Annotated in this window: 20 protein-coding genes; 11 read left to right on the top strand and 9 right to left on the bottom strand. The window is 70.7% G+C overall.

Annotated features, from left to right (window positions below; translation table 11 throughout):
• Nucleotides 1–5 precede the first annotated feature (5 nt).
• Complete coding sequence (locus ACWD5F_RS44440) at nucleotides 6–869, top strand: Fpg/Nei family DNA glycosylase (protein WP_401711524.1); 864 nt, start codon at nucleotides 6–8, stop codon at nucleotides 867–869.
• Nucleotides 870–910: 41 nt separating this feature from the next.
• On the opposite strand, the gene ACWD5F_RS44435 is transcribed toward ACWD5F_RS44440, so the two are convergent.
• From ACWD5F_RS44435 to ACWD5F_RS44425, 3 genes are all read right to left on the bottom strand, one after another.
• Complete coding sequence (locus ACWD5F_RS44435) at nucleotides 911–1,561, bottom strand: zf-HC2 domain-containing protein (protein ID WP_401711522.1); 651 nt, start codon at nucleotides 1,559–1,561, stop codon at nucleotides 911–913.
• 152 nt (nucleotides 1,562–1,713) lie between these two features.
• Nucleotides 1,714–2,232: a hypothetical protein gene (locus ACWD5F_RS44430; RefSeq protein WP_401711519.1), complete on the bottom strand. Its 519-nt coding sequence runs from the start codon at nucleotides 2,230–2,232 to the stop codon at nucleotides 1,714–1,716.
• 135 nt (nucleotides 2,233–2,367) lie between these two features.
• Complete coding sequence (locus ACWD5F_RS44425; protein ID WP_401711516.1) at nucleotides 2,368–2,913, bottom strand: sigma-70 family RNA polymerase sigma factor; 546 nt, start codon at nucleotides 2,911–2,913, stop codon at nucleotides 2,368–2,370.
• Between the two features lie 233 nt (nucleotides 2,914–3,146).
• Between ACWD5F_RS44425 and ACWD5F_RS44420 the strand changes: the two genes are divergently transcribed.
• Entirely contained in the window at nucleotides 3,147–4,298 is a 1,152-nt protein-coding gene (locus ACWD5F_RS44420) for a CapA family protein (RefSeq protein WP_451261829.1), read from the top strand.
• 15 nt (nucleotides 4,299–4,313) lie between these two features.
• Here ACWD5F_RS44420 and ACWD5F_RS44415 read toward each other — a convergent pair whose 3' ends face one another.
• On the bottom strand, nucleotides 4,314–4,799 hold the full coding sequence (locus ACWD5F_RS44415; protein ID WP_401711509.1) for a MarR family winged helix-turn-helix transcriptional regulator: 486 nt from the start codon (nucleotides 4,797–4,799) through the stop codon (nucleotides 4,314–4,316).
• A 57-nt stretch (nucleotides 4,800–4,856) separates the two neighbouring features.
• Between ACWD5F_RS44415 and ACWD5F_RS44410 the strand changes: the two genes are divergently transcribed.
• Nucleotides 4,857–5,705 (top strand): alpha/beta fold hydrolase, encoded by an 849-nt coding sequence (locus ACWD5F_RS44410; RefSeq protein WP_451261828.1) that lies wholly within the window; start codon nucleotides 4,857–4,859, stop codon nucleotides 5,703–5,705.
• Nucleotides 5,706–5,726: 21 nt separating this feature from the next.
• Here the strand turns inward: ACWD5F_RS44410 and ACWD5F_RS44405 are convergent, their stop codons facing one another.
• On the bottom strand, nucleotides 5,727–6,188 hold the full coding sequence (locus ACWD5F_RS44405) for a universal stress protein (RefSeq protein WP_451261826.1): 462 nt from the start codon (nucleotides 6,186–6,188) through the stop codon (nucleotides 5,727–5,729).
• A 113-nt stretch (nucleotides 6,189–6,301) separates the two neighbouring features.
• On the opposite strand from ACWD5F_RS44405, the gene lysX reads away from it, so the two are divergent.
• The gene (gene lysX / locus ACWD5F_RS44400; RefSeq protein WP_451261825.1) at nucleotides 6,302–9,580 is read left to right on the top strand and encodes a bifunctional lysylphosphatidylglycerol synthetase/lysine--tRNA ligase LysX; all 3,279 of its coding nucleotides are present in this window, start codon (nucleotides 6,302–6,304) and stop codon (nucleotides 9,578–9,580) included.
• Nucleotides 9,581–9,669: 89 nt separating this feature from the next.
• Nucleotides 9,670–10,506 carry a polysaccharide deacetylase family protein gene (locus tag ACWD5F_RS44395; RefSeq protein WP_451261824.1) on the top strand — a complete coding sequence of 279 codons (837 nt, stop codon included), beginning with the start codon at nucleotides 9,670–9,672 and terminating at the stop codon, nucleotides 10,504–10,506.
• 31 nt (nucleotides 10,507–10,537) lie between these two features.
• Here ACWD5F_RS44395 and ACWD5F_RS44390 read toward each other — a convergent pair whose 3' ends face one another.
• Nucleotides 10,538–11,197, bottom strand: a complete 660-nt coding sequence (locus ACWD5F_RS44390) for a class F sortase (RefSeq protein WP_451261823.1) — start codon at nucleotides 11,195–11,197, stop codon at nucleotides 10,538–10,540.
• A 377-nt stretch (nucleotides 11,198–11,574) separates the two neighbouring features.
• Here ACWD5F_RS44390 and ACWD5F_RS44385 point away from each other — a divergent pair, with 377 nt between their 5' ends.
• Nucleotides 11,575–12,063 (top strand): hypothetical protein, encoded by a 489-nt coding sequence (locus ACWD5F_RS44385; protein WP_451261822.1) that lies wholly within the window; start codon nucleotides 11,575–11,577, stop codon nucleotides 12,061–12,063.
• Between the two features lie 101 nt (nucleotides 12,064–12,164).
• On the opposite strand, the gene ACWD5F_RS44380 is transcribed toward ACWD5F_RS44385, so the two are convergent.
• The 3 genes from ACWD5F_RS44380 to ACWD5F_RS44370 all read right to left on the bottom strand — a co-directional run bounded on the left by ACWD5F_RS44380 (nucleotide 12,165) and on the right by ACWD5F_RS44370 (nucleotide 14,272).
• A complete protein-coding gene (locus ACWD5F_RS44380) occupies nucleotides 12,165–12,695 on the bottom strand; it encodes a hypothetical protein (RefSeq protein WP_123996529.1) in 531 nt (176 codons plus the stop codon).
• Nucleotides 12,696–12,861: 166 nt separating this feature from the next.
• Entirely contained in the window at nucleotides 12,862–13,626 is a 765-nt protein-coding gene (locus ACWD5F_RS44375) for a bestrophin-like domain (RefSeq protein ID WP_451261821.1), read from the bottom strand.
• A 16-nt stretch (nucleotides 13,627–13,642) separates the two neighbouring features.
• Nucleotides 13,643–14,272: a hypothetical protein gene (locus tag ACWD5F_RS44370; protein WP_451261820.1), complete on the bottom strand. Its 630-nt coding sequence runs from the start codon at nucleotides 14,270–14,272 to the stop codon at nucleotides 13,643–13,645.
• A gap of 293 nt (nucleotides 14,273–14,565) precedes the next feature.
• On the opposite strand from ACWD5F_RS44370, the gene ACWD5F_RS44365 reads away from it, so the two are divergent.
• The 5 genes from ACWD5F_RS44365 to ACWD5F_RS44345 all read left to right on the top strand — a co-directional run.
• Nucleotides 14,566–15,522 (top strand): SCO0930 family lipoprotein, encoded by a 957-nt coding sequence (locus ACWD5F_RS44365; RefSeq protein WP_401711489.1) that lies wholly within the window; start codon nucleotides 14,566–14,568, stop codon nucleotides 15,520–15,522.
• A gap of 276 nt (nucleotides 15,523–15,798) precedes the next feature.
• On the top strand, nucleotides 15,799–16,611 hold the full coding sequence (locus tag ACWD5F_RS44360; protein ID WP_451261819.1) for an SAM-dependent methyltransferase: 813 nt from the start codon (nucleotides 15,799–15,801) through the stop codon (nucleotides 16,609–16,611).
• Nucleotides 16,608–18,743, top strand: a complete 2,136-nt coding sequence (locus tag ACWD5F_RS44355) for a putative bifunctional diguanylate cyclase/phosphodiesterase (protein ID WP_401711483.1) — start codon at nucleotides 16,608–16,610, stop codon at nucleotides 18,741–18,743. The genes ACWD5F_RS44360 and ACWD5F_RS44355 overlap by 4 nt, the downstream gene beginning before the upstream one ends.
• A gap of 229 nt (nucleotides 18,744–18,972) precedes the next feature.
• Nucleotides 18,973–19,815, top strand: a complete 843-nt coding sequence (locus ACWD5F_RS44350; protein WP_451261818.1) for a FadR/GntR family transcriptional regulator — start codon at nucleotides 18,973–18,975, stop codon at nucleotides 19,813–19,815.
• 132 nt (nucleotides 19,816–19,947) lie between these two features.
• Nucleotides 19,948–20,158 (top strand): hypothetical protein (locus ACWD5F_RS44345; protein ID WP_451261817.1); only part of this gene is annotated, 211 nt, incomplete at its 3' end.

The following is a 20,158-nucleotide window of genomic DNA, read 5'->3' as shown; positions in this document are numbered from 1 at the left end:
GACGTATGCCGGAACTCCCCGAGGTCGAAGCACTCAAAGACTTCCTCACCGAGCACCTGGTCGGACACGAGATCGTCCGGGTGCTGCCCGTGGCGATCAGCGTCCTGAAGACGTACGACCCTCCCCTGACGGCCGTCGAGGGCCACGAGGTCACCGCCGTGCACCGGCACGGCAAGTTCCTCGACCTGGAGACGGACGGCGGCCCGCACTTCGTGACCCACCTCGCCCGCGCGGGCTGGCTGCACTGGAAGGACAAGCTCCCCGACGGCCCGCCCCGCCCCGGCAAGGGCCCTCTCGCCCTGCGTGTCGCCCTGGAGACCGGCGCGGGTTTCGACCTCACCGAGGCGGGCACCCAGAAACGCCTCGCGGTGTACGTCGTCCACGACCCCCAGGAGGTTCCGGGCGTCGCCCGCCTGGGCCCGGACCCGCTCGCCGACGCCTTCGACGAGCAGGCCTTCGCGGACCTCCTGAAGACCGAGAGACGCCAGCTCAAGGGGGCGCTGCGCGACCAGAGCCTCATCGCGGGCGTGGGCAACGCGTACAGCGACGAGATCCTGCACGCCGCGAAGATGTCCCCCTTCAAACTCGCCGCGTCCCTCACCCCGGAGGAGACGACCCGTCTCTACGAGGCCCTGCGCGGCACCCTCACCGAGGCCATCGAGCGCTCGCGCGGAGTCGCCGCCGGCCGTCTGAAGGCCGAGAAGAAGAGCGGCCTGCGTGTCCACGGCCGCACCGGCGAGGCCTGCCCGGTGTGCGGCGACACCATCCGCGAGGTCTCCTTCAGCGACTCCTCGCTCCAGTACTGCCCGACCTGCCAGACCGGCGGCAAACCCCTCGCGGACCGGAGGATGTCGAAGCTGCTGAAGTAGGAGAACGCCGGCCGCGTCAGGAGGGCGGCCCTCGACGAGTCCTAGGCCGGGTCGAGCGTGACCAGGTGATCGCCCTCCGCCGTGCGCACCTCGTAGTGGTCGATCTCGTCGGGATGCATGGCCGCGCTGCCCTGGATGGTGTTGGGGCGGGCGTCGTGGTCGGGCACGGTCCAGCTCGTCACGGTCTCCTCGGAGCCGTCGCGGCCGACCACGACCAGGCGACAGGAGCGCGGTCCCGCGCCGTCCTTCACCTCGACCTGGATCGCGCTGCCCGACTCCTCGTCCGCGACCTTCACCTTCGCCCACACACCGGTCTTGGCGTCGGTCGCGGCGACCTGCACGCTCTGGTCGCCACCGCTCGCGTACATCGCGATGCCGGGGCCGGCCGCGGCGATCGCCACGGACGCGGCGACCGCGTACAAAAAGCGCCGGCGCCCGGCGTGATGTCGGGCCGCCACCGCGCCAAGGAGCCGGTCCAGCAGTTGCGGACCGGGTTTGGCCATGGGGTGCACGAAGCGCGGGGTCGCCCGGCGATACAGCATCATCTGCCGGGTGATGGGCCCGAACTCGGTCACGTGTGCCGCGCAGCGCGCGCACTCCATGAGGTGGTCCTCGAAGCGGAAGGCGTCCGCCTCGTCCAGCACGCCGAGCGCGTACGCGGCGACGTCGCGATGCCTCTCCAGGGACCTCATGCCGAATCCTCGTGCCGTTGGGTGCGGGTTGGGTTACTCGTTGCTCCCATCGGTACGCACCAGACCGTCGAATCACTCAAGGCACACACAGAATCGCAATCAAGGGATTCGTAGCGGCCCGGCGCGCGGATTGGTCCGGATCGAAACAGGTCTCAAAAAAGGTGGATGGCGAGGTGGCCGAGGGGCAGGCCGAGTTGCCACGCCTTCGTCCACACCTTGGGTCCCTCGTCCTCACCGACCGCCGGACCGCCGCCCGGCACCGCCGCGTTGAGGTCGGGTGCGAGCAGCTCCGTCTCCTCCAGCCAGCGCCAGGCGTCCTCCGCCAGTGCCAAGTCCGGTGCGGGAGCCCCGGATTCGGCCACCTCGGCGGCGAGCAGGGCCATCCGCTCGCCCACCCAGTCCTGCCAGGGCTGGTCGTACGCGGTCAGGGACAGCCAGGTCTCCAACTGGGAGACCACCCGGATGCCCGAGAGTTCGCCGTCGGTGTCGGACAGGAAGATGGTCAGCGCCAGGGCATCCCGCCCGGCGCGGAACTCGAAGGACGTCGGCGGCATGAGATCGCCCGTCCGCAACAGCTCGTCGGCGATGTATTCGGCGTACAACCAGGCCATGGGGACGATGAGTTCGCCTTCACCTGTGCCGTCCGCGCTCTCGTGACCTCTGTGCAGCATCCCTTCCTGCCTTCCTCCGGTGCGTGCGCGATGCCCGTCGCCGGGCCCCAGTCCGGAACACGGATGAAGACAGCCGATTACTCAACCATGGTCGTCAGCAAGGCGCTTTACCGAGGTTTGACCAAGCCTTCGGTTTCACCGCAGGTCGGCTGCATAACCGGGGAGCACCCGACGCAGGGCACGCAGCGCGTAGTACGCGCGAGACTTCACCGTACCGGCAGGGATCCCCAGCGTTTCGGCGGCTTCCGCCACACTCGCCCCCTGGAAGTACACGAGCACCAGGACTTCACGGTGCTCCGGAGTGAGTGTCTTCACAGCCTCGCGTACGTCGAGGGCGGCCGCCGCCCGTTCGGCGTGATCGGCGATCACGCGCGAGTTCTCCAGGATCGCGTCCCCGACCTCGGCAGGACGCGCCTGCCGGGCCCGCCGCGCGTCGATGGCGAGCCGTCGGCCGACGGTCATCAGCCACGGCCGTACGGAGTCGAAGTCGTCGGCGCGCAGGGCCTCGGGATGCTGCCAGGCCCGCACCAGCGTCTCCTGGACGAGGTCCTCGGCGCGCTGCCGGTCGCCGTCACAGAGCCGGAGCAGGAGCGCGAAGAGGGGCCGGCCGTGCTCGCGCTGCAGCGCTACGAGCTCGTGCTCGGCGGTCGTCCCGTTCGTGAGGGTGGTTCCGGCCGTCATGGGCGTATGGCATCGCAGGGGGCCGTTTCGGGACAGGGCACGCACACGGATCTGCGGCGGACGGTCGATCGCGTCGACGAACGGTTCGATGAACGGTTCCGTCCGTTACGCGCGGTGGGCCGGGAGGCCCCGTCCGGCGCACCGGACGGGCGAACCGGCGTGTCGGGGGCCTCGGGGGGTGCCCTCAGCTCCGTACCTTTTGTGGGTAAATATGACCACAGTGAGGTGGGCTGATGATTGCACGCAGACGACAGGTCGTCCTGGCCCTCGCCGCGATCCTCGTCGGAGGAGCCGCCTGCCAGGCCCGGGACCACCAGTCGCCGTCCCGGGCCGGGCAGCCGGCGCCCCCGGCCGACCGGGGATTCACGCTCGTCGCCTCCGGTGACGTCCTCCCGCACAGCTCGATCATCGACCGCGCGCTCTTCGACGGAGGCGGCAAGGGCTACGACTTCCGGCCGATGCTGGACGGCGTGAAGCCGATCGTCTCGGGTGCCGATCTGGCCCTGTGTCACATGGAGACCGTGTACGGCGCGAACGGCGACTACACCGGCTACCCGACCTTCAAGTCCCCGCCCGAGGTGGCCCGTGCCCTGGCCGCCACCGGCTACGACGGCTGCTCCACCGCCTCCAACCACAGCCTCGACGACGGCGCCGCCGGCATCCTGCGCACCCTCGACGCGCTCGACCGGGCGGGCGTGGGTCACGCGGGAACGGCGCGCACGGCGGCCGAGGCGCGCTCCGTCACCGTCCTGCGCGCCGGTCCGGCGAAGGTCGCCCACCTCGCCTACACCTACGACACGAACGGCTTCCCGCTGCCGCCGGGTCAGCCCTGGGCCGTCGACCTCATCGACCAGAACAAGATCCTCAGGGACTCCCGGGCCGCCCGGCAGGCGGGCGCCGACGTGGTCGTCGTCTCGCTGCACTGGGGCACGGAATGGCAGGACGCCCCGGACGAGCAGCAACTCGCCCTGGCGAAGACGCTCACCGCGGCCCGGACCGGCGGCCGCCCCGACATCGACCTGATCATCGGCACCCACGCGCACGTCCCGCAGGCCTACGAGAAGGTCAACGGCACCTGGGTGGTCTACGGCATGGGCGACCAGATCGCCGGCGAGATGACCAACTATGAGGGCGTCCAGGACCCGCGCGGCAACGAGTCGACCATCGCCCGCTTCACCTTCGCCCCGCCGGCCGCGCCGGGTGAGAGGTGGCGGGTGACCAGGGCCGAGTTCATCCCTCAGCAGTTCGACATCGACGCGGGGCGCGTGGTCGACCTCAACCGGGTGCTCGCCGAGGGGGCCGACGTGCGCAGCGTGCGCGACCGCATCCGGGAGGTGGTGCTCAGCCGGGGCGCGGGCAAGGACGGGCTGGTGATGGGGAAGTAGCCGACGGGAAGAGGGTCAGTCCCCGGGGTCGAAGGTCCGCAGCATCTGCTTCAGGACGCGTACGCACGCCCGGAGTTCGGCCTCGGTCAGATCGCCGCCGACCTGCCGGTTCAGGGCGTGCTCGCGCTCCAGGATCGCGGTGATGACGGACTCGCCCTCGTCCGTGATCCGGATCAGCGAGGACCGCTGGTGCGCGGGGTTGGGTGTCGCCTCCACCCACCCCCGCTCCATCGCGTCGTTGACCATGCGCTGCACGAACTGCCGGGTCAGCGCCATGACACGGCCCATCTGAGGCACCGTCATGGACCCGTACCGGTGCAGCAGGACCAGCACGGAGCGCACACCGACGGACACCCCCTCGACCGCCCCGTCCACGCCGGCCGCCTCGTCCTGCTCCAGCTTGCGCAGACCACGCCGGTAGAGCGCGCCGACGAGGTCGAACACCTCGCTGACGCGGTGGCCGAGATCGTCGGGCGGCAGCGGTGCGTCGATGTCGTTCACGCGGCCATCATGACACCTTGGTTGCCAAAACCTGCCGAAGATGACACCTTGGTTGTCATGACAGCTGCTTCGGAACTGAGCAATGCGGGACCGGGTCACTCGGATCTCCACCGTTTCGCGTCCGCCGACGGCGACCTCGCCTACCGCGACAGCGGCGCCGGTGACCTCGTGGTCCTCGTCCACCCCGGATACGTCGACCACCGGATCTTCGACGACCAGATACCGGCGCTGGTCGCCGCCGGCCACCGGGTCATCGCCCCCGACGTGCGCGGCCACGGCTTCTCCGCCAACGCGAGCAAGCCGTTCCGCTGGGCCGACGACCTGGGCGCGCTGCTGCGTCACCTGGACGCGGGTCCCGCCGTCCTGGTCGGTGCGTGCATGGGCGCGGCCGTGGCGACCGACACCGCGATCGAACACCCGGAACTGGTCCGTGCCGTGGTCGTCGCCGGGGGCGGCACCAGCGCGTTCGAGTACAGCGACCCGTGGACGGCGGAGCGCGCGGCGGAGTCGGGCCGGCTGCTGGCCGCCGGTGACCTCGCCGGCTGGATCGAGACCTTCGCCAAGAACATCTCAGGACCGCACCGCTCCGTCGACGACATCGACCCTGAACTGGTGCGCCGGATGCGGGAGATGGCGACGCACACCGTCGCCAAGCACACCCCGGGGGAGAAGAACTGGTACGTGCCGCTCGACGACCCCTGGAGCCGGGTGCCGAAGATCGACGTGCCCGTCCTCGCCGTCCATGGCGCGCTGGACGCGGACGACGGCATCGCGATGGCCGAGAAGTTCGCCCGGACGGTCCCGAACGGCCGCTCCGTGACGATCGAGGACGCCGGACACTTCCCCAACCTGGAGCGGCCGGAGGCCTTCAACGCCGTGCTGCTCGACTTCCTGCTCGGCCTGTAAGGCCTGTGAGACCAGTGCGGCCTACGGCACCACCGTGACGGGCCACTTGCCCGCCTTCACCAGCCGCACGGCCACCGACCCCACGAACCGGTGCCCGGCCTGCTCCGAGGCGCCCACCACCACCGCGTCCGCCTTGAGTTCGTCGGCCGCCTTCGCCAGACCGCCGTACGGGTCGCCGCGGAACGTGTGGAACTCCCAGCGCACGTCGAATATCCCCTTGACCCGCTCGGTGGCGTCCCGGATCTCCGCGATCAGGTTCTCGGCGATCTCGTCCGTCGTCTCGGCGACCGGAGCGCCGAGCGCGGCGCCCGCGGCCATCACCGGCTGCACGTACACGATGGCCAGCAACGCGTGCTGCCGCCGGGCCAGACCACCGGCGTAGGACGCCGCGCGGAGCGAGGAGTCGGAGCCGTCCACGCCGACCACGATCACCTTGGGGCCGTCCGTGCCCCGTTCGAACTGGTGCGAGTGCTGTTCCGTCACGGCGCAGAGGCTATCGGAAACCGCAGGTCCCGCCCCCGGCCGGGACGCCTCGACGGGCGCGGCGGCCGGGGTCTTCCTACAGTCGGAACCATGACTGCCACCGTGTCGGAACCATGACGGCCACCGCGGAGGCCGTGACGCCCAAGGACACCGCGGGCAAGAGCCGGCCTCCCGGCAGCGGCCCGCTGAGCAGGGTGCCCGAGGGTTTCGCGGCCTTCTTCGGCGCCCTGGGCCTCCTGTGCGTCCTGCTGGCCTTCATCCCACCGCTGCGCACCGCGCTGCGCCCGGTCGTCCGCTTCCTCGACCTGCTGATCGTCCCGGTCAGCGCCAACCTCGCCTACGCCGTCTTCCTCTTCCTGCTGGCCGCCGCGACCGCCGCCCGCAAGAAGGCCGCCTGGTGGCTGGTCGTCGTCTATCTGGGCCTGCTCGTCCTCACCGACGTCCTCGGCGTGGCGGTCGGCCTGTACTACGACTCCCTGCCGTCGCTGATCGTCTGCGGCCTCGCCCTGATCCTGCTGGTCGTCGCCCGCAAGGAGTTCTACGCCGCCTCGCGCCGCGCCGCCGTCCGCCGCGCCCTGCTCGTGCTGTTCGTCGGCCTGGTCCTCGGCATCCTGGTCGGCTGGGGGCTGGTCGAGCTGTTCCCGGGCACCCTGCCGCACGGCCAGCGCCTGGCCTGGGCCGCCAACCGGGTCTGCGGCGGCCTGGTCTCCACCCGCTCCTTCGACGGCCGCCCGCCGCGCGCCCTGTACTTCCCGCTCGGCCTGTTCGGCGCGCTCGCCCTGCTCAGCGCCGCCGCCACCATGTTCCGTTCGCAGCGCATGGAAGCCGCCCTGCACGGAGACGAGGAGGCCCGCATCCGTGCCCTGCTCGCGGCCTACGGCGAACAGGACTCCCTCGGCTACTTCGCCACCCGCCGAGACAAGGCCGTCGTCTTCTCGCCCAGCGGCAAGGCCGCCGTCACCTACCGCGTCGAGGCCGGCGTCTGCCTCGCCAGCGGCGACCCCGTCGGCGACCGGGAGGCCTGGCCGCACGCCCTCGCCGCCTGGCTGGACGTGGCCCGCAGACACGCCTGGGCGCCCGCCGCCATGGGCGCCTCCGAGGACGGCGCCAAGGCCTTCGCCCGCGCCGGACTCGGCGCACTGCAACTCGGCGACGAGGCCATCCTGCACGTGGCCGACTTCGACCTGTCCGGCCGGGAGATGCGGGTCACCCGGCAGGCCGTCCACCGGGTCCGGCGCACCGGCGCCACCACCCGCGTCCGCCGCCACGCCGACCTCACCGACCAGGAGATGGAGGAGATCGTCGACAAGGCCGACGCCTGGCGGGACACCGAGACCGAACGCGGCTTCTCCATGGCCCTGGACCGCCTCGGCGACCCGGCCGACGGCGACTGCCTCCTCGTGGAAGCCCTCGGCGAGGACGGCCGGCTGCTCGCCCTGCTCTCCTTCGTGCCCTGGGGCAAGGACGGCGTCTCCCTCGACCTGATGCGCCGTGACCGCTCCGCACCCAACGGGGTCATGGAGTTCATGGTCGCCGAACTGTGCGCCGCCGCCCCCAAGTTGGGCGTGCGCCGTATCTCCCTCAACTTCGCCGTCTTCCGCTCGGTCTTCGAGGAGGGCGCCCGCATCGGCGCGGGCCCGGTGCTGCGCCTGTGGCGCCGGCTGCTCCTGTTCTTCTCCCGGTGGTGGCAGCTGGAGGCCCTCTACCGTTCCAACGCCAAGTACCGCCCCGAGTGGTACCCCCGCTTCATCTGCTACGGCGACACCGCCTCCCTCGCCCGGATCGGCCTCGCCTCCGGAATCGCCGAAGGCTTCGTCTCCGTACCGTCGTTGCGCAAGCTCTGGGGAAAAGGGCACCCGAAGGGGGCACCCCGGCCCGCGACGACCGAGGGCCTGCCGTCGTTGTCGGCGCTCGGCCTCGCCGGAGGGGACGAGGCCGGGCCCGGTGACGAGCACACCGGCCGGCCCGAACAGGTCCGCATCCGGCACCGCACGCTCGACCGGCTGCGCGCCGACGGCACCGACCCCTACCCGGTCGGCATCCCGCCCCGCACCCACACCCTCGCCGAGGTCCGGCCGGGCGAGGAGGTCACCGTCGCGGGCCGGGTCATGCTGGTGCGCGACTTCGGCGGCATCGTCTTCGTCGGCCTGCGCGACTGGTCGGGCGACGGCCAACTCGCCCTCACCCGCGAGGAGTCCGGCGCCGAACTCGACCGCTTCACCGCCGACACCGACATCGGCGACCACATCACCGCCACCGGCCGCGCGGGCACCAGCGACCAGGGCGGGACCACCGTCTTCGTGACCTCCTGGCAGTTGATCGGCAAGTGCCTGCGCCCCCTGCCCGACAAACGCCGGGGCCTGACCGACCCCGAGGCCAAGGTCCGCATGCGCTACCTCGACCTGGTCTCCAGCCCCGCCGCCCGCGACGTGGTGCGCGCCCGCTCCACCGCCGTACAGGCCCTGCGCCAGGGCCTGTTGACGCGCGGCTACCTGGAGGTCGAGACCCCGATGCTCCAGCAGATCCACGGCGGCGCCAACGCCCGCCCCTTCACCACCCACATCAACGCCTACGACCTCGACCTCTATCTGCGCATCGCGCCCGAGCTGTACCTCAAGCGCCTGTGCGTCGGCGGCCTGGAGAAGGTTTTCGAGATGGGCCGCACCTTCCGCAACGAGGGCGTCTCCTACAAGCACAACCCCGAGTTCACGATGCTGGAGGCCTACCAGGCCTACGCCGACTACGACGTGATGCTCGACCTCGCCCGCGAACTGATCCAGGGCGCGGCCACCGCCGCCTTCGGCTCACCCGTCGCACGCAAGGACGGCGAGGAGTACGACATCTCCGGCGCCTGGCCGGTCAAGACCGTCTACGGCGCGATCTCCGAGGCGCTGGGGGAGCCGGTCGACGCGGACACCGAACTGCGTGCGCTGCACCGGCTGTGCGACCGCGCGAAGGTGCCGTACAAGGACGAGGACGGGCGCGGGGACGTCGTACTGGAGATGTACGAGCGGCTGGTGGAGGAGCGCACCCAGCTGCCGACCTTCTACAAGGACTTCCCGACCGACGTCTCCCCGCTGACCCGCCAGCACCGCACCGACCCGCGGCTCGCCGAACGCTGGGACCTGGTCGCCTTCGGGACCGAACTCGGCACCGCCTACTCCGAGCTGACCGATCCCGTCGAGCAGCGCCGCCGGCTCACCGCCCAGTCGCTCCTCGCGGCCGGCGGCGACCCCGAGGCGATGGAGCTGGACGAGGACTTCCTCGATGCCCTCGAATACGCGATGCCGCCCACCGGCGGCCTCGGTATTGGCGTCGACCGACTGGTCATGTTCCTCACCGGCCTGACGATCCGTGAGACGCTCCCGTTCCCCCTGGTGCGCCGTCGCTGACCCCGATTGCTGGGCCGTGTGGGTGTATTCCTGCCGCCGCGCCGGTGTTGCTGTGGTGCGTCGGCCCTCGGCCGGGCGACTCATGAGTCATGAAGAAGGATCAGTTGCTCACGCGGCGCGGGGCGTTGTTCGCCGGCGCCGCCGCTCTGGGGGCGGCCGGCACCGCCGGCGCGCTGCTGTGGGAGACCGGTGGCGGGCAGGCCAAGCCCCCGGCTCCCGCCGCGGGACCGCAGGCGAGCCGCCCGCTCAAGCCGTCCGCCTACCGGCTCCAGCCCCTGACCGGATACGGCCCGCCCCGCAGCACCCCCGGCCGGACCCTCGTACGGCACGAGCCCTTTCTGAAGATGTCCGGTCGCGGGCGCACCATGGTGCTGACCTTCGACGACGGGCCCGACCCCCGCTACACCCCGCACATCCTGGACACCCTCGCCGAGTACGACGTGCGGGCCATGTTCTTCGTGTGCGGGGAGATGGCCGTCGACAACCAGGACCTGCTGGCCCGCATGGCCGACGAAGGGCATGTCGTCGGCAACCACACCTGGTCCCATCCGCTGCTGACCCGCTTGACCCGTAAGCAGATCCACTCCGAGATGGACCGCACCAGCGAGGTCATCGAGGAGGCGTACGGGGAACGGCCGCAGTGGTTCCGCGCGCCCTACGGGGCCTGGAACCGGGCCGCCTTCCAACTCGGCGCCGACCTGGGCATGGAGCCCCTCGCCTGGACCGTCGACACCCTCGACTGGACCACCCCGGGCACGCGCACCATCGTCCACCGGGTCGAGGGCGGCGCCGCCCCCGGCGTCGTGGTGCTCTCGCACGACGCCGGGGGCGACCGCTCCCAGAGTGTCCGGGCCCTGCGCGACTATCTGCCGCAACTGCTGGATTCCGGCTATCACATGAGCGTGCCGAGACGGCGTACCGCATAGACCGAATTCCGCCCGCCCGGTCGGGGAACGCTCAGCGGACCTCGACCAGGCGGGCGAACACGACCACGTTCCCGTCGTATCCGTGCTGCTTGGAGAAACCGCCCCCGCAGGTGATGACCCGCAATTCGGGGGTGCCCTTCGAACCGTAGACACGGTCGCCGGGGAAGTCGTTCTTCGCGAAGACCTCGATGCCGTAGATCTCGAAGACGGCCGTCTTTCCGTCCTTGCGCGCGACCTCTACTCGATTTCCCTTCTTGAGGGCCCCGAGTCCGTAGAACACGGCGGGGCCCTGTTTGTTGTCGACGTGGCCGACCACGACCGCCGTGCCCTTCTCGCCCGGCGACACCGCGCCGGTGAACCAGCCCGCCAGATTCGGATCCTCCGGCGGCGGCGCTCCCACCCAGCCGTCCGAGTCCAGGCCGACCGCCATCACGGGCGCGTCGACCCGGATCGACGGAATCCTGACCCGGTCGGGCATGGAGAACGCCAGCGGCTGGGCCTTGGCGAAGGTCCCGGGCACATGGCTGTCGGCCGCGGCCGCCGAGGCGGGCTGTGGCGGACCCACGTCGAACTCTCCCGAACCATTCCGAATGAGCGCGAGGCCGGTCAGCAGAACAAGCGCTATCACGCCCCAAGGAGCACGCTTCTTCGACTGCGGCTCCTCCTCGTCGGCCAGCTCGAACGCAGACATTCGATTACCCCTCTCGACGCGGCCGTCGCCACGTCATTCGCGCATACGAGAACGCTAAGTCCCGCGCGCGAAACCGGCGACGGGGGAGAAGCGAACGGGTGGCCGTCACCGTGTCGTCGTTCCTGCTGTGGTCCGGCCGTTCCCTTTCCCGTACTCCTTTGGTGCGCCATCCGAGTTGCCGTGCGCAGGAATTTTCTGACGGTCCGTGACCTGCGGTGATATCCGATTGTGCGGTTATCCCTCGGCGTGTCTTCTCACCAGGACGGACCAGCGCCGAAATGCGGCTTCGCGCAAGGCAACTGAGGGTCTGTCTGGGAGGCGCTTTCTCGCCGATCCACCGGGGAACAGGTCCCGGGGCGTCTTCCGCGGAGGATCACATGCGTACCACTCGTGCCCTGGCGGCCTCGGCCGTCGCGGTCGCCGCACTCGGACTCGCCGCTCCGGCGGCCGTCGCGCGCGACGGAATGAACCTGAGTCCCAGCAACATCGTCGCGTTGCCCAGCGTCATCGCCCGGGGCGGGCAGCTGACCCTGACCGTCGACAACTGCACCGGACCGGCCACCGCGACCTCGGACGCGTTCCCGGCGACCACCCTCTCGGGCACCAGCAGCCTGATGCGGGGCACCGCCACGGTCAACCGCAACGTGCGCACGGGCTCGCACAGCATCACGGTCACCTGCGCCAACGGATCCGTCGTCAACCCCGCCGCCTTCACCGTCATCGGCGGTGTCCGCGGTGGTCTCGGCGGCAGCAGCACCAGCGGGGCGACGCCGACCGACATGGCGATCGGCGGCGGTCTCGTGGCCGCGGCCGCCGTCGGCAGCGGACTGTTCTGGATGCGCAGGCGGTCCGAGAAGCGCATCTGACCTCACCCCCTTCGGAGGTCGGATCGCACGCACAACAGGCCTTCGCCCCGGATCCCTTGTCAGGATCCGGGGCGAAGGCCTGTGCGGGTGGGGCGCCGGGGTCAGCCGCCGTCCTCGCCGGTGCGGCGGCGCGAGAAGTGGTACGCCGCCCCGACCGAGCCCACGATGAGCGCGGCACCCATACCGAGCTCCTTGACGTCGAACCCGGCGATGCTGCCGCCCTCACCGGCGTGCACGCCCCGGTAGGGATTGAGCGGCACCGGTGTGGGATTGACCGGGCGTCCGCCGGCGATGGTGAGATCCGTCGATCCGCTCGCGCCGTCACACGCGAACGTCACCTGGTACAGCGCGCCCGGCTTGGCGTCCCAGTCGACCATCGCCGTCGCCGACGACTGACCGGGGCGGATCCGCACCGTGTCGAAGACGGCCGAGGTGACCGTCGCCGTGCCTCGGCAGCCGCCGTCACGGTTCAGCTGGAGCGTGACCTGACCGCCCGCCGCGATGGTCGAGGGCAGGACGCTGAAGCCGAACGGCGTGATGTTGCCGTCGGGGCTCGCGACCGCCGCGGGTGCGGAAAGAGCGAGGGCGCTGATGCCCAGCAGTGCGGCCGAAGCGACGCGTATCGCGCGCATGGTGGTTCCTCCGGTCCCCGAGGAGCAGCAGCGGACCTGTTCCGCTTGCGCCGGAAATGCACCTCGATGATCGAAACGCTAGGAACATGTGTACGTGTGCGCGATCGCAGTCGTGCGAATGGGGCAACCGTGTGGGCCGCTCAGGGGAACGGCGTTTGAAGGGCCGTCAGCCCCCGATGTGGGGGAAGAGCCGCAGGAAGGGTTCCGCCGACGCCGTGATGCCCCGGCTGTAGGGCGAGTCGAAGTCCCAGATGAGGAACAGCAGGAAGGCGATCAGGGCGGAGAACAGCCCGGCCAGGATCAGTTCACGCGCGGTGCGCCGGATCTGCAGGGCGAAGATCATTCCGATGGTGACCGCGGCTCCGGTCAGCAGTCCGAACCACACCACGCCCGGCATGGTCGCGCCCATGGCGTCCGCCCGTGCGTTGCGGGCCTGGTCGGCCGCCATCACCTGGTCGATCAGCGGCTGGTAGGCCTGTGCCTGGAAGTCCGTCGTCGGCTGGTAGTCGGTGACGTCCACGCGGATCTTCTCCAGGAGGTCATTGCCCCGCTGGGTGACCTCGCCGCGGTCGGCCATCGACTTCCACTCCTTGTTGACGACCTGTCCGACATAAGCGTTGACGTCGTCCCGAATGCGGTCACGGACGTCGGGCGGATAGACCCGGACCCGTTCCGAGATCTCGTGCAGCGCGACGGCCTCGGCCTGCACGTGGTCCTGGGCGGCGCTGCGGGCCTCCCACACCCCGGCGATGGCCAGGCCCAGGACGATGGCGTACACCACACCGATCCACATCGTCATGTACTCGATGACGTCGGGGGTCTCACTGGTGTCCTCGTCGTCGGACGCCGTGCGGTGCCGCAGGAAGGTGATGATGACCACCACGACGCACGCGGCCAGCATCGCGAGAGTGAGAACAAGCCATTCCGGCAAGAGGTGCCTCCAGGAATCAGCGCGGCCGCAGCGCGGCGACGGCGACCACGGCGGGAGTCGTGATCAGCAGGACGAAGGTGAGCGGGGATGGACTGTTGTGGGTCGGCCGCTTGGGGGCCGGCGCACGGTATTTCGGGTAGCTCACCGGACTGGCGCTCGGGCCGGGGGCGGGCTTGGCCGAGGGCTTCGGCGGGGGAGTGGGCGTGGGCTTCGGAGGGGGCGGGGGAGTCGGGGCCGGCGGGCGCGGGGCCGGCCGGGCGGCGGGTGGCGGGGCCGGCGCCGGGGGCGGCGGCGTGGGGGTCGGCTTCGGAGTGGGCTTCGGTTTCGGGGGCGGCGGCTTCGGCGTGGGTGTGGGTGTGGGCTTCGGCTTGGGCGGCGGCGGTTTCGGCGGGGGGCTGGGCGTCGGGCTCGGCGTGGGCTCGGGACACGGCGGAGGCGGCGGGGGCTTGGGGCAGCCCGGAGGGGTCGGCCAGTCGAGGCTTCCGGCGACCGCCACCGCCTCCGTGCCGTCCGGGCCGGTCGAGGCGTACGCGCACGCGTCGGCCACCGCCACGCCCGCCGGTGCCCCCATCAGCAGCCAGGCCAGCGTCACCGGTGCCAACAGCCGGGCGGTGAGGCCGATTCGGGTCGGTTCGGGTCGATGCACGACGGAGATCATGAGCCCTCGCGGGCCCGCGCACGCGATGGCGCAGAAGGATTGGTCCTAACGGGGGAAGTAGTGGGTCCGGGGGTTTGATCAGGACTCGCTCACGTCTCCGGCAATGCGCACGTATGCGCGAGAAACGGGGCGAGTCGCACAGGTTGGTGCGCCTGTGTCACAGGTTCCGGAAAGAAATATGCGGGGCGGTTGAACACAACCGCAGACCCCATGCGTACTCAGTGCCGTGCGGCGGCGCAGCAGGGCGCTGCGATAAGCCTTGGGATTATGGGGAGTTGAAGATGAAGACCTCCTGGCGGAGCGCCTCACTCGTGGCAAGCGCTGCGGCTGTACTGGCGCTGACGACGGCGTGCGGTCAGGAAAGCGGAACGTCGGGGGTGGGCAGCCAGAACGTGGGCGCCACAGCGCCTGCGGGCGGTTACGGCAGCGTCCCCGCGGCCGGCGCGAGCGCCAGCCCCAGCAATGGCTACGGCGCCGACGGTCAGAATCTGGGCACCCAGACGACTCCCGCGGGCAAGCTCGCCGTCGCCGAGGACGCCGAACTCGGCAAGGTGCTCACCGATGGCACGGGCCTGACCCTCTACCGATTCGACGACGACACCGCCGAGCCGCCCAAGTCGAGCTGCGACGGCGACTGCGCGACCGCCTGGCCGCCGGTGCCCGCGGACGACGCCACGGCCGGCGCCGGTATCGACAAGGCCCTGCTCGGCGAGGTCACCCGGACCGACGGCACCAAGCAGCTCACCATCGGCGGCTGGCCGGCGTACCGCTATGCGAAGGACACCAAGGCCGGTGACATCACCGGTCAGGGCGTGGGCAAGAAGTGGTTCGCGCTGGCCCCCGACGGCAAGAAGGCCACGCTGGCGAGCCTGCCCGGACTCTCCGTGCGCAAGGACGCCAAGCTCGGCGACATCGTCGTCGACAAGAACGGCCACACGGTCTACCGCTTCCTGAAGGACGTGGCCTGGCCCGACCCGATCTCCAACTGCACGGGCGCCTGCCTGGACAAGTGGCCGGTCGTCGGCCCGGTCGAGGCCAACGACACCAAGGGCCTCAAGAAGAGCGGCCTCATGGCCATCACCCGGCCCGACGGCATCAAGCAGATGACCGTCGACTGCTGGCCGGCGTACACCTTCGCCGGTGACGAGGCTCCCGGTGACACCAACGGTCAGGGCGTCGGCGGTACTTGGTACGTCATGGCGCCCGACGGAAAGCCGATCGGCGCACCGAAGAAGTAGGGATCACCTCCCCAGGGCTGATCGCACCGGACAGCGCACGATCGAATGGTCCGCCCCCTCCGCACCGCACGGAGGGGGCGGACCGCTTTCGTGTTCCGGCGGGCATCTTTTGCTCTTCGGAGGGCGTCGAGTTGCCCTTTTTGAGCGGGCGATTACGGCATGTGCCGCAGGCAGTGACCGGGAACGGACGGTCAATTTCCGTTTGGGCTCGCCCCGTTGGCAGGCGATCAGTAGCCTCAGCTCGAACACCGGATCGCCTACGGCTTGGAGAGATAGATGGAGCGTCCCGCCTGGGCCCCCCGGAGCATCGACATCTCGGTGCCCAGCGTTTCGCGCATCTACGACTACTACCTGGGCGGTTCGCACAATTTCGAGGTCGACCGGGAAGCGGCCCGCAAGGCCATGGACTTCATGCCGGGACTTCCCAAGATCATGCAGGCGAACCGGGCGTTCATGCGCCGCGCGGTGCGGTTCGCCGTCGACGAGGGCATCACCCAGTTCCTGGACATCGGCTCCGGCATCCCGACCTTCGGCAACGTCCACGAGGTCGCCCAGTCGGCCCGGCCCGGCACGCATGTCGTCTACGTCGACCACGACCCGGTGGCCGTCGCGCACAGCCAGGCGGTCCTCGCCGGCAACGAGGACGCGGACGTCGTCGCCGCCGACCTCCGCAAGCCCCAGGAGATCCTCGCAAGTGCCGAAGTGCAGCGGCTGATCGACGTGAACCGGCCGGTGGCCCTGCTCCTCGTTGCCATACTGCACTTCGTGGAGGACGAGGACGACCCGTACGAAGCGGTGGCCCAACTGCGCGACGCACTCGCGCCCGGCAGCCAGCTGATCCTCACCCATGCCTCGTACGAGGGAATCCCGCTCCCCCCGGAGCGGGCCGCGGGCACGGTGGACGTATACAAGGACATTCGCAACCCGCTGATCATGCGCTCGCGCGAGGAGATCGCGCGGTTCTTCGAGGGGTACGACATGGTGGAACCGGGACTGGTGCCGATGCCGCACTGGCGGCCGGAGACGGCACTGGAGGACGAGGATCCCTACGCGTTCTCCGGGTTCGCCGGCGTGGGGCGCACGGCGTGAGCGCGGAGCCGGACGGGCCGGAGGACAGACTGCGCCGGTTCGCGACGATCTGGAGCCGGGCGGTGTTCCCGGTGACCTCGACGTCGCTGACCCGGCCGGAGTTCGAGGAGCAACTCCTGCCGCTGGCGCGGCGGTTGAGCCAGGCACTGCACACCCGTACGCTCGACGCCGACGAGGGCAGGGCGGTCGGCGCCGCCCTCGTCGCCGCGCACTGCACCGACCCCGAGGCGCTCAGCCGCTCGCTGGACTGTGTGCACGCCTACCTGGTGCTCTACTGCGGCGAGGACGGCGACCAGGAGGACCTGCGGGCCCGCGCGGCCCGGTTGCAGCACGCCATGGCCGCCGGGTACGCCCAGGCGCTGCGTGAGCGCACCCTGGCCGAGCAGGAGGCGATCTCGGCGGCCGCGCTCAAGGCGCAGGGCGTGGTCGCCCAGGCGCTGCACGCGAGCGAGGCCCGCTTCCGGGCCGTCTTCGAGGGCGCGGCCATAGGAATCGGCATCGCCGACCTCGAAGGCAACATCCTGCAAGTCAACGGCGCCCTGCTGCGCATGTTCGGCCTCACCGACCAGATGCTCCGCGGCCGACGGGTCCAGGAGTGGACCCACCCCGAGGACGCGCCCCAGACCTGGACGCTCTACGACGAGCTGGTCCGCGGCGAGCGCGAGCACTACCACGTGGAGAAGGCCTTCTCCCGGCCCGACGGGACCGCTCTGTGGACCAATCTGACGGTCTCCCTGCTGCGTGACGCGGACGGCGAACCGCAGTACCAGCTCGCCCTCATGGAGGACACCACCGAGCGCCGGCTGCTCAACCTCCGGCTGCGCTACGAGGCCACGCACGACGCGCTGACCGGCCTGCCCAACCGGACCTTCTTCTTCGAGCGGCTGGAGAAGGCGCTGGGCGCCGGGACCGGCCAGCGCTTCGGCCTGTGCTACCTCGACCTCGACGGCTTCAAGGCCATCAACGACAGCCTCGGTCACGCGGCCGGCGACCGGCTGCTCGTCGAGGTCGCCGACCGCCTCCAGGCGTGCGCGACCGCGCCCGGCGAGATGGTCGCCCGGCTCGGCGGCGACGAGTTCGTGGCCCTGACCACCGGGACCGGCACCGAGCGCGAGGTCGACGAACTCGCCGAGCGCATCATGAACGCCCTGGTCACGCCGATCAGCGTGGACGGCAGGGAACTCCTGGTGCGCGGCAGCATCGGCATCGTCGAGGGCCCGGCGGGCGAGCGCACCCCCGCCGAGGTGCTGCGCAGCGCCGACATCACCATGTACCGGGCCAAGTCCGCGGGCGGCAACCGCTACGAGCTCGCCGACGAGGAGGCCGACGCCCGCGCCATCACCCGGCACGGGCTCACCACGGCGCTGCCCATCGCCCTGGAGCGCGGCGAGTTCTTCATCGAGTACCAGCCCCTGGTCCACCTCGGCGACGGCACCGTCCGCGGTGCCGAGGCCCTGGTGCGCTGGCTGCATCCGCAGCACGGCGTCCTCGGCCCGGACCGCTTCATCCCGCTCGCCGAACACACCGGCCTCATCGTCCCGTTGGGCCGCTGGGTGCTCGAACAGTCCGTCCGCCAGGCGCGCGAGTGGCGCGAGCGGTTCGAGGACGCGGGCCCGATGCGCATCAACGTGAACCTCTCGCCCTGCCAGCTCACCCACCCCGGCCTGGTGCAGGACACCGTCGACATCCTGGAGCGCGCCGGCGTCCAGCCCGACGCCCTCTGCCTGGAGGTCACCGAGTCCGCGCTCATCGGCGCCGACGACGACCTCCTCAAACCCCTGCGCCGGCTCGCCGAGATGGGCGTCGACATCGCCCTCGACGACTTCGGCACCGGCTACTCCAACCTCGCCAACCTCCGCCGGCTGCCGGTGAGCATCCTCAAACTGGACCGCTCCTTCACCCAGAGCATGCAGCAGTTCCCGGCCGACCCCGTCGACCTCAAGATCGTCGAAGGCATCGTCTCCCTCGCCCACAGCCTGGACCTGGCGGTCACGGTCGAGGGCGTGGAGACCGGCGCCCAGGCCGAACAACTCCGCATACTGGGCTGCGACACGGCCCAGGGCTGGTACTACGCCCGCCCGGGCCCGCCGGAGCGGTTGCACGAACTGGCGTTGGTGGACGCGACGGGCTGAGCCGCCCGGACGCAGAGGAAGCACAGGGTGTCGGCCGAGGAGATCCTTCTCCTCGGCCGGCACCTTTTCCCGTTCCCGGGCCGAGACGCCTCTCCGGCCAATAGACCTGTTTCATTTGGCGATACCCCGCCACATCCACCACATGAATCAGGTTCTGTTCGACATCTTCCCTCCGTGAAACCCGGATGCCATAGTGACCATCATCGATGAACCGGGTTAATCCACAGGCATGGAGGGTTGCACAGTGGCCGATGCGTCACCGGGGGCCGACGGTCCCTACCGGCCGGGGTACGAACTCGTCGCCGAGCAGCTGCTGGAGTACATCGCCGGGCAGAACCTGCGCCCCGGCGACCGGCTCCCCACGGAAGCGGGCCTGGCCGAAGTCCTGGGCGCCTCCCGCAACGTCACCCGCGAGGCGGTCAAAGTCCTGGCCGCCATCGGCCGGTTGAGCGTACGGCGAGGCGCCGGCATCTTCGTCGCGGAGGCCTCCGGCGGGCTGGTGGACGATCACCTGGCGCACTTCCGCCCGACGAGCATGGACGACGTCCTGATGCTCCTGGAGTACCGCACGGTGATCGAGTCGGAGACGGCCCGCCGGGCCGCGGGCCTCGCCACCCCCATCGAGGTCCGCACCATCAGGGAGGCCGCGCAGAGGTCACTGACGGCGGCCCAGCGCGGCGACGCGCACGCCTTCGCCGAGGCCGACGAGGCCTTCCACGACGCGGTGGGCGCCGCCGCGCACAACGTGTTCCTGAGGTCGAGCGTGGCCGGCGTGCGGCGCCTCGCCTCCCAGTCCGACGTGCTGCTCTTCCACGGCGACGCCCCCGGCTCGCTGGAGGTCGCCGCACGACAGCACCTCGCCATCGCAGAGGCGGTCGCCGCGGGGGAGGCCGATCTCGCGAGCGAGTTGATGGTGGAGCACATCGCCACCACGCGCACCCAGTTCGAGCGGAAGATCCGCGACCGGCTGTTCAACCTCGGTGACCGCGCCGCCCCCGGGGCACCCGCGCGGCCCTCGACGAGCGCCGGTCCCGGCGACTCCTCACTGCCCCCGCAGACGTCCGCCTCCTAGGCCGACTTCGTACGGGCGCATTCCGACCGACGTCCGGAGAGGCCGGTGGACGACCGGCCTCCCGCGTCACATCCCCCAGGCGATTGGATTTCCGTGTCTGTTCCGTCTGCGCGCAGGGGCCGCCGTGTGCCCGTGCGAAGAGTTCTCATAGCCGCCGTGTCCCTGGCCGCCGCGGCGGCGCCCCTGACCGTCGCCCCGGCCCAGGCCGCCGCGCGACCGTCCGGCCTTACCGTCTACGTCTCCCCGACCGGCAAGGACACCGGGAAGGGCACCGCCGACCACCCCTTCAAGACCCTTGAGCACGCGCGGGATTACGTGCGCGATGCCAAGTCCAAGGTGCGCG

It is taken from the genome of Streptomyces sp. NPDC002499, from assembly GCF_053595415.1.
Note: the sequence above shows the minus strand (reverse complement) of the source record. Positions and strands in the feature narration are given on the sequence as shown.

What these genes read in the sequence shown, in the direction of transcription:
- ACWD5F_RS44440 (WP_401711524.1), top strand. Translation starts at nt 6, where the DNA reads ATGCCGGAACTCCCCGAGGTCGAAGCACTCAAAGACTTCCTCACCGAG.
- ACWD5F_RS44435 (WP_401711522.1), bottom strand. Translation starts at nt 1,561, where the DNA reads ATGAGGTCCCTGGAGAGGCATCGCGACGTCGCCGCGTACGCGCTCGGC.
- ACWD5F_RS44430 (WP_401711519.1), bottom strand. Translation starts at nt 2,232, where the DNA reads ATGCTGCACAGAGGTCACGAGAGCGCGGACGGCACAGGTGAAGGCGAA.
- ACWD5F_RS44425 (WP_401711516.1), bottom strand. Translation starts at nt 2,913, where the DNA reads ATGACGGCCGGAACCACCCTCACGAACGGGACGACCGCCGAGCACGAG.
- ACWD5F_RS44420 (WP_451261829.1), top strand. Translation starts at nt 3,147, where the DNA reads ATGATTGCACGCAGACGACAGGTCGTCCTGGCCCTCGCCGCGATCCTC.
- ACWD5F_RS44410 (WP_451261828.1), top strand. Translation starts at nt 4,857, where the DNA reads ATGACAGCTGCTTCGGAACTGAGCAATGCGGGACCGGGTCACTCGGAT.
- lysX (WP_451261825.1), top strand. Translation starts at nt 6,302, where the DNA reads ATGACGGCCACCGCGGAGGCCGTGACGCCCAAGGACACCGCGGGCAAG.
- ACWD5F_RS44395 (WP_451261824.1), top strand. Translation starts at nt 9,670, where the DNA reads ATGAAGAAGGATCAGTTGCTCACGCGGCGCGGGGCGTTGTTCGCCGGC.
- ACWD5F_RS44390 (WP_451261823.1), bottom strand. Translation starts at nt 11,197, where the DNA reads ATGTCTGCGTTCGAGCTGGCCGACGAGGAGGAGCCGCAGTCGAAGAAG.
- ACWD5F_RS44385 (WP_451261822.1), top strand. Translation starts at nt 11,575, where the DNA reads ATGCGTACCACTCGTGCCCTGGCGGCCTCGGCCGTCGCGGTCGCCGCA.
- ACWD5F_RS44380 (WP_123996529.1), bottom strand. Translation starts at nt 12,695, where the DNA reads ATGCGCGCGATACGCGTCGCTTCGGCCGCACTGCTGGGCATCAGCGCC.
- ACWD5F_RS44365 (WP_401711489.1), top strand. Translation starts at nt 14,566, where the DNA reads ATGAAGACCTCCTGGCGGAGCGCCTCACTCGTGGCAAGCGCTGCGGCT.
- ACWD5F_RS44360 (WP_451261819.1), top strand. Translation starts at nt 15,799, where the DNA reads ATGGAGCGTCCCGCCTGGGCCCCCCGGAGCATCGACATCTCGGTGCCC.
- ACWD5F_RS44350 (WP_451261818.1), top strand. Translation starts at nt 18,973, where the DNA reads ATGGAGGGTTGCACAGTGGCCGATGCGTCACCGGGGGCCGACGGTCCC.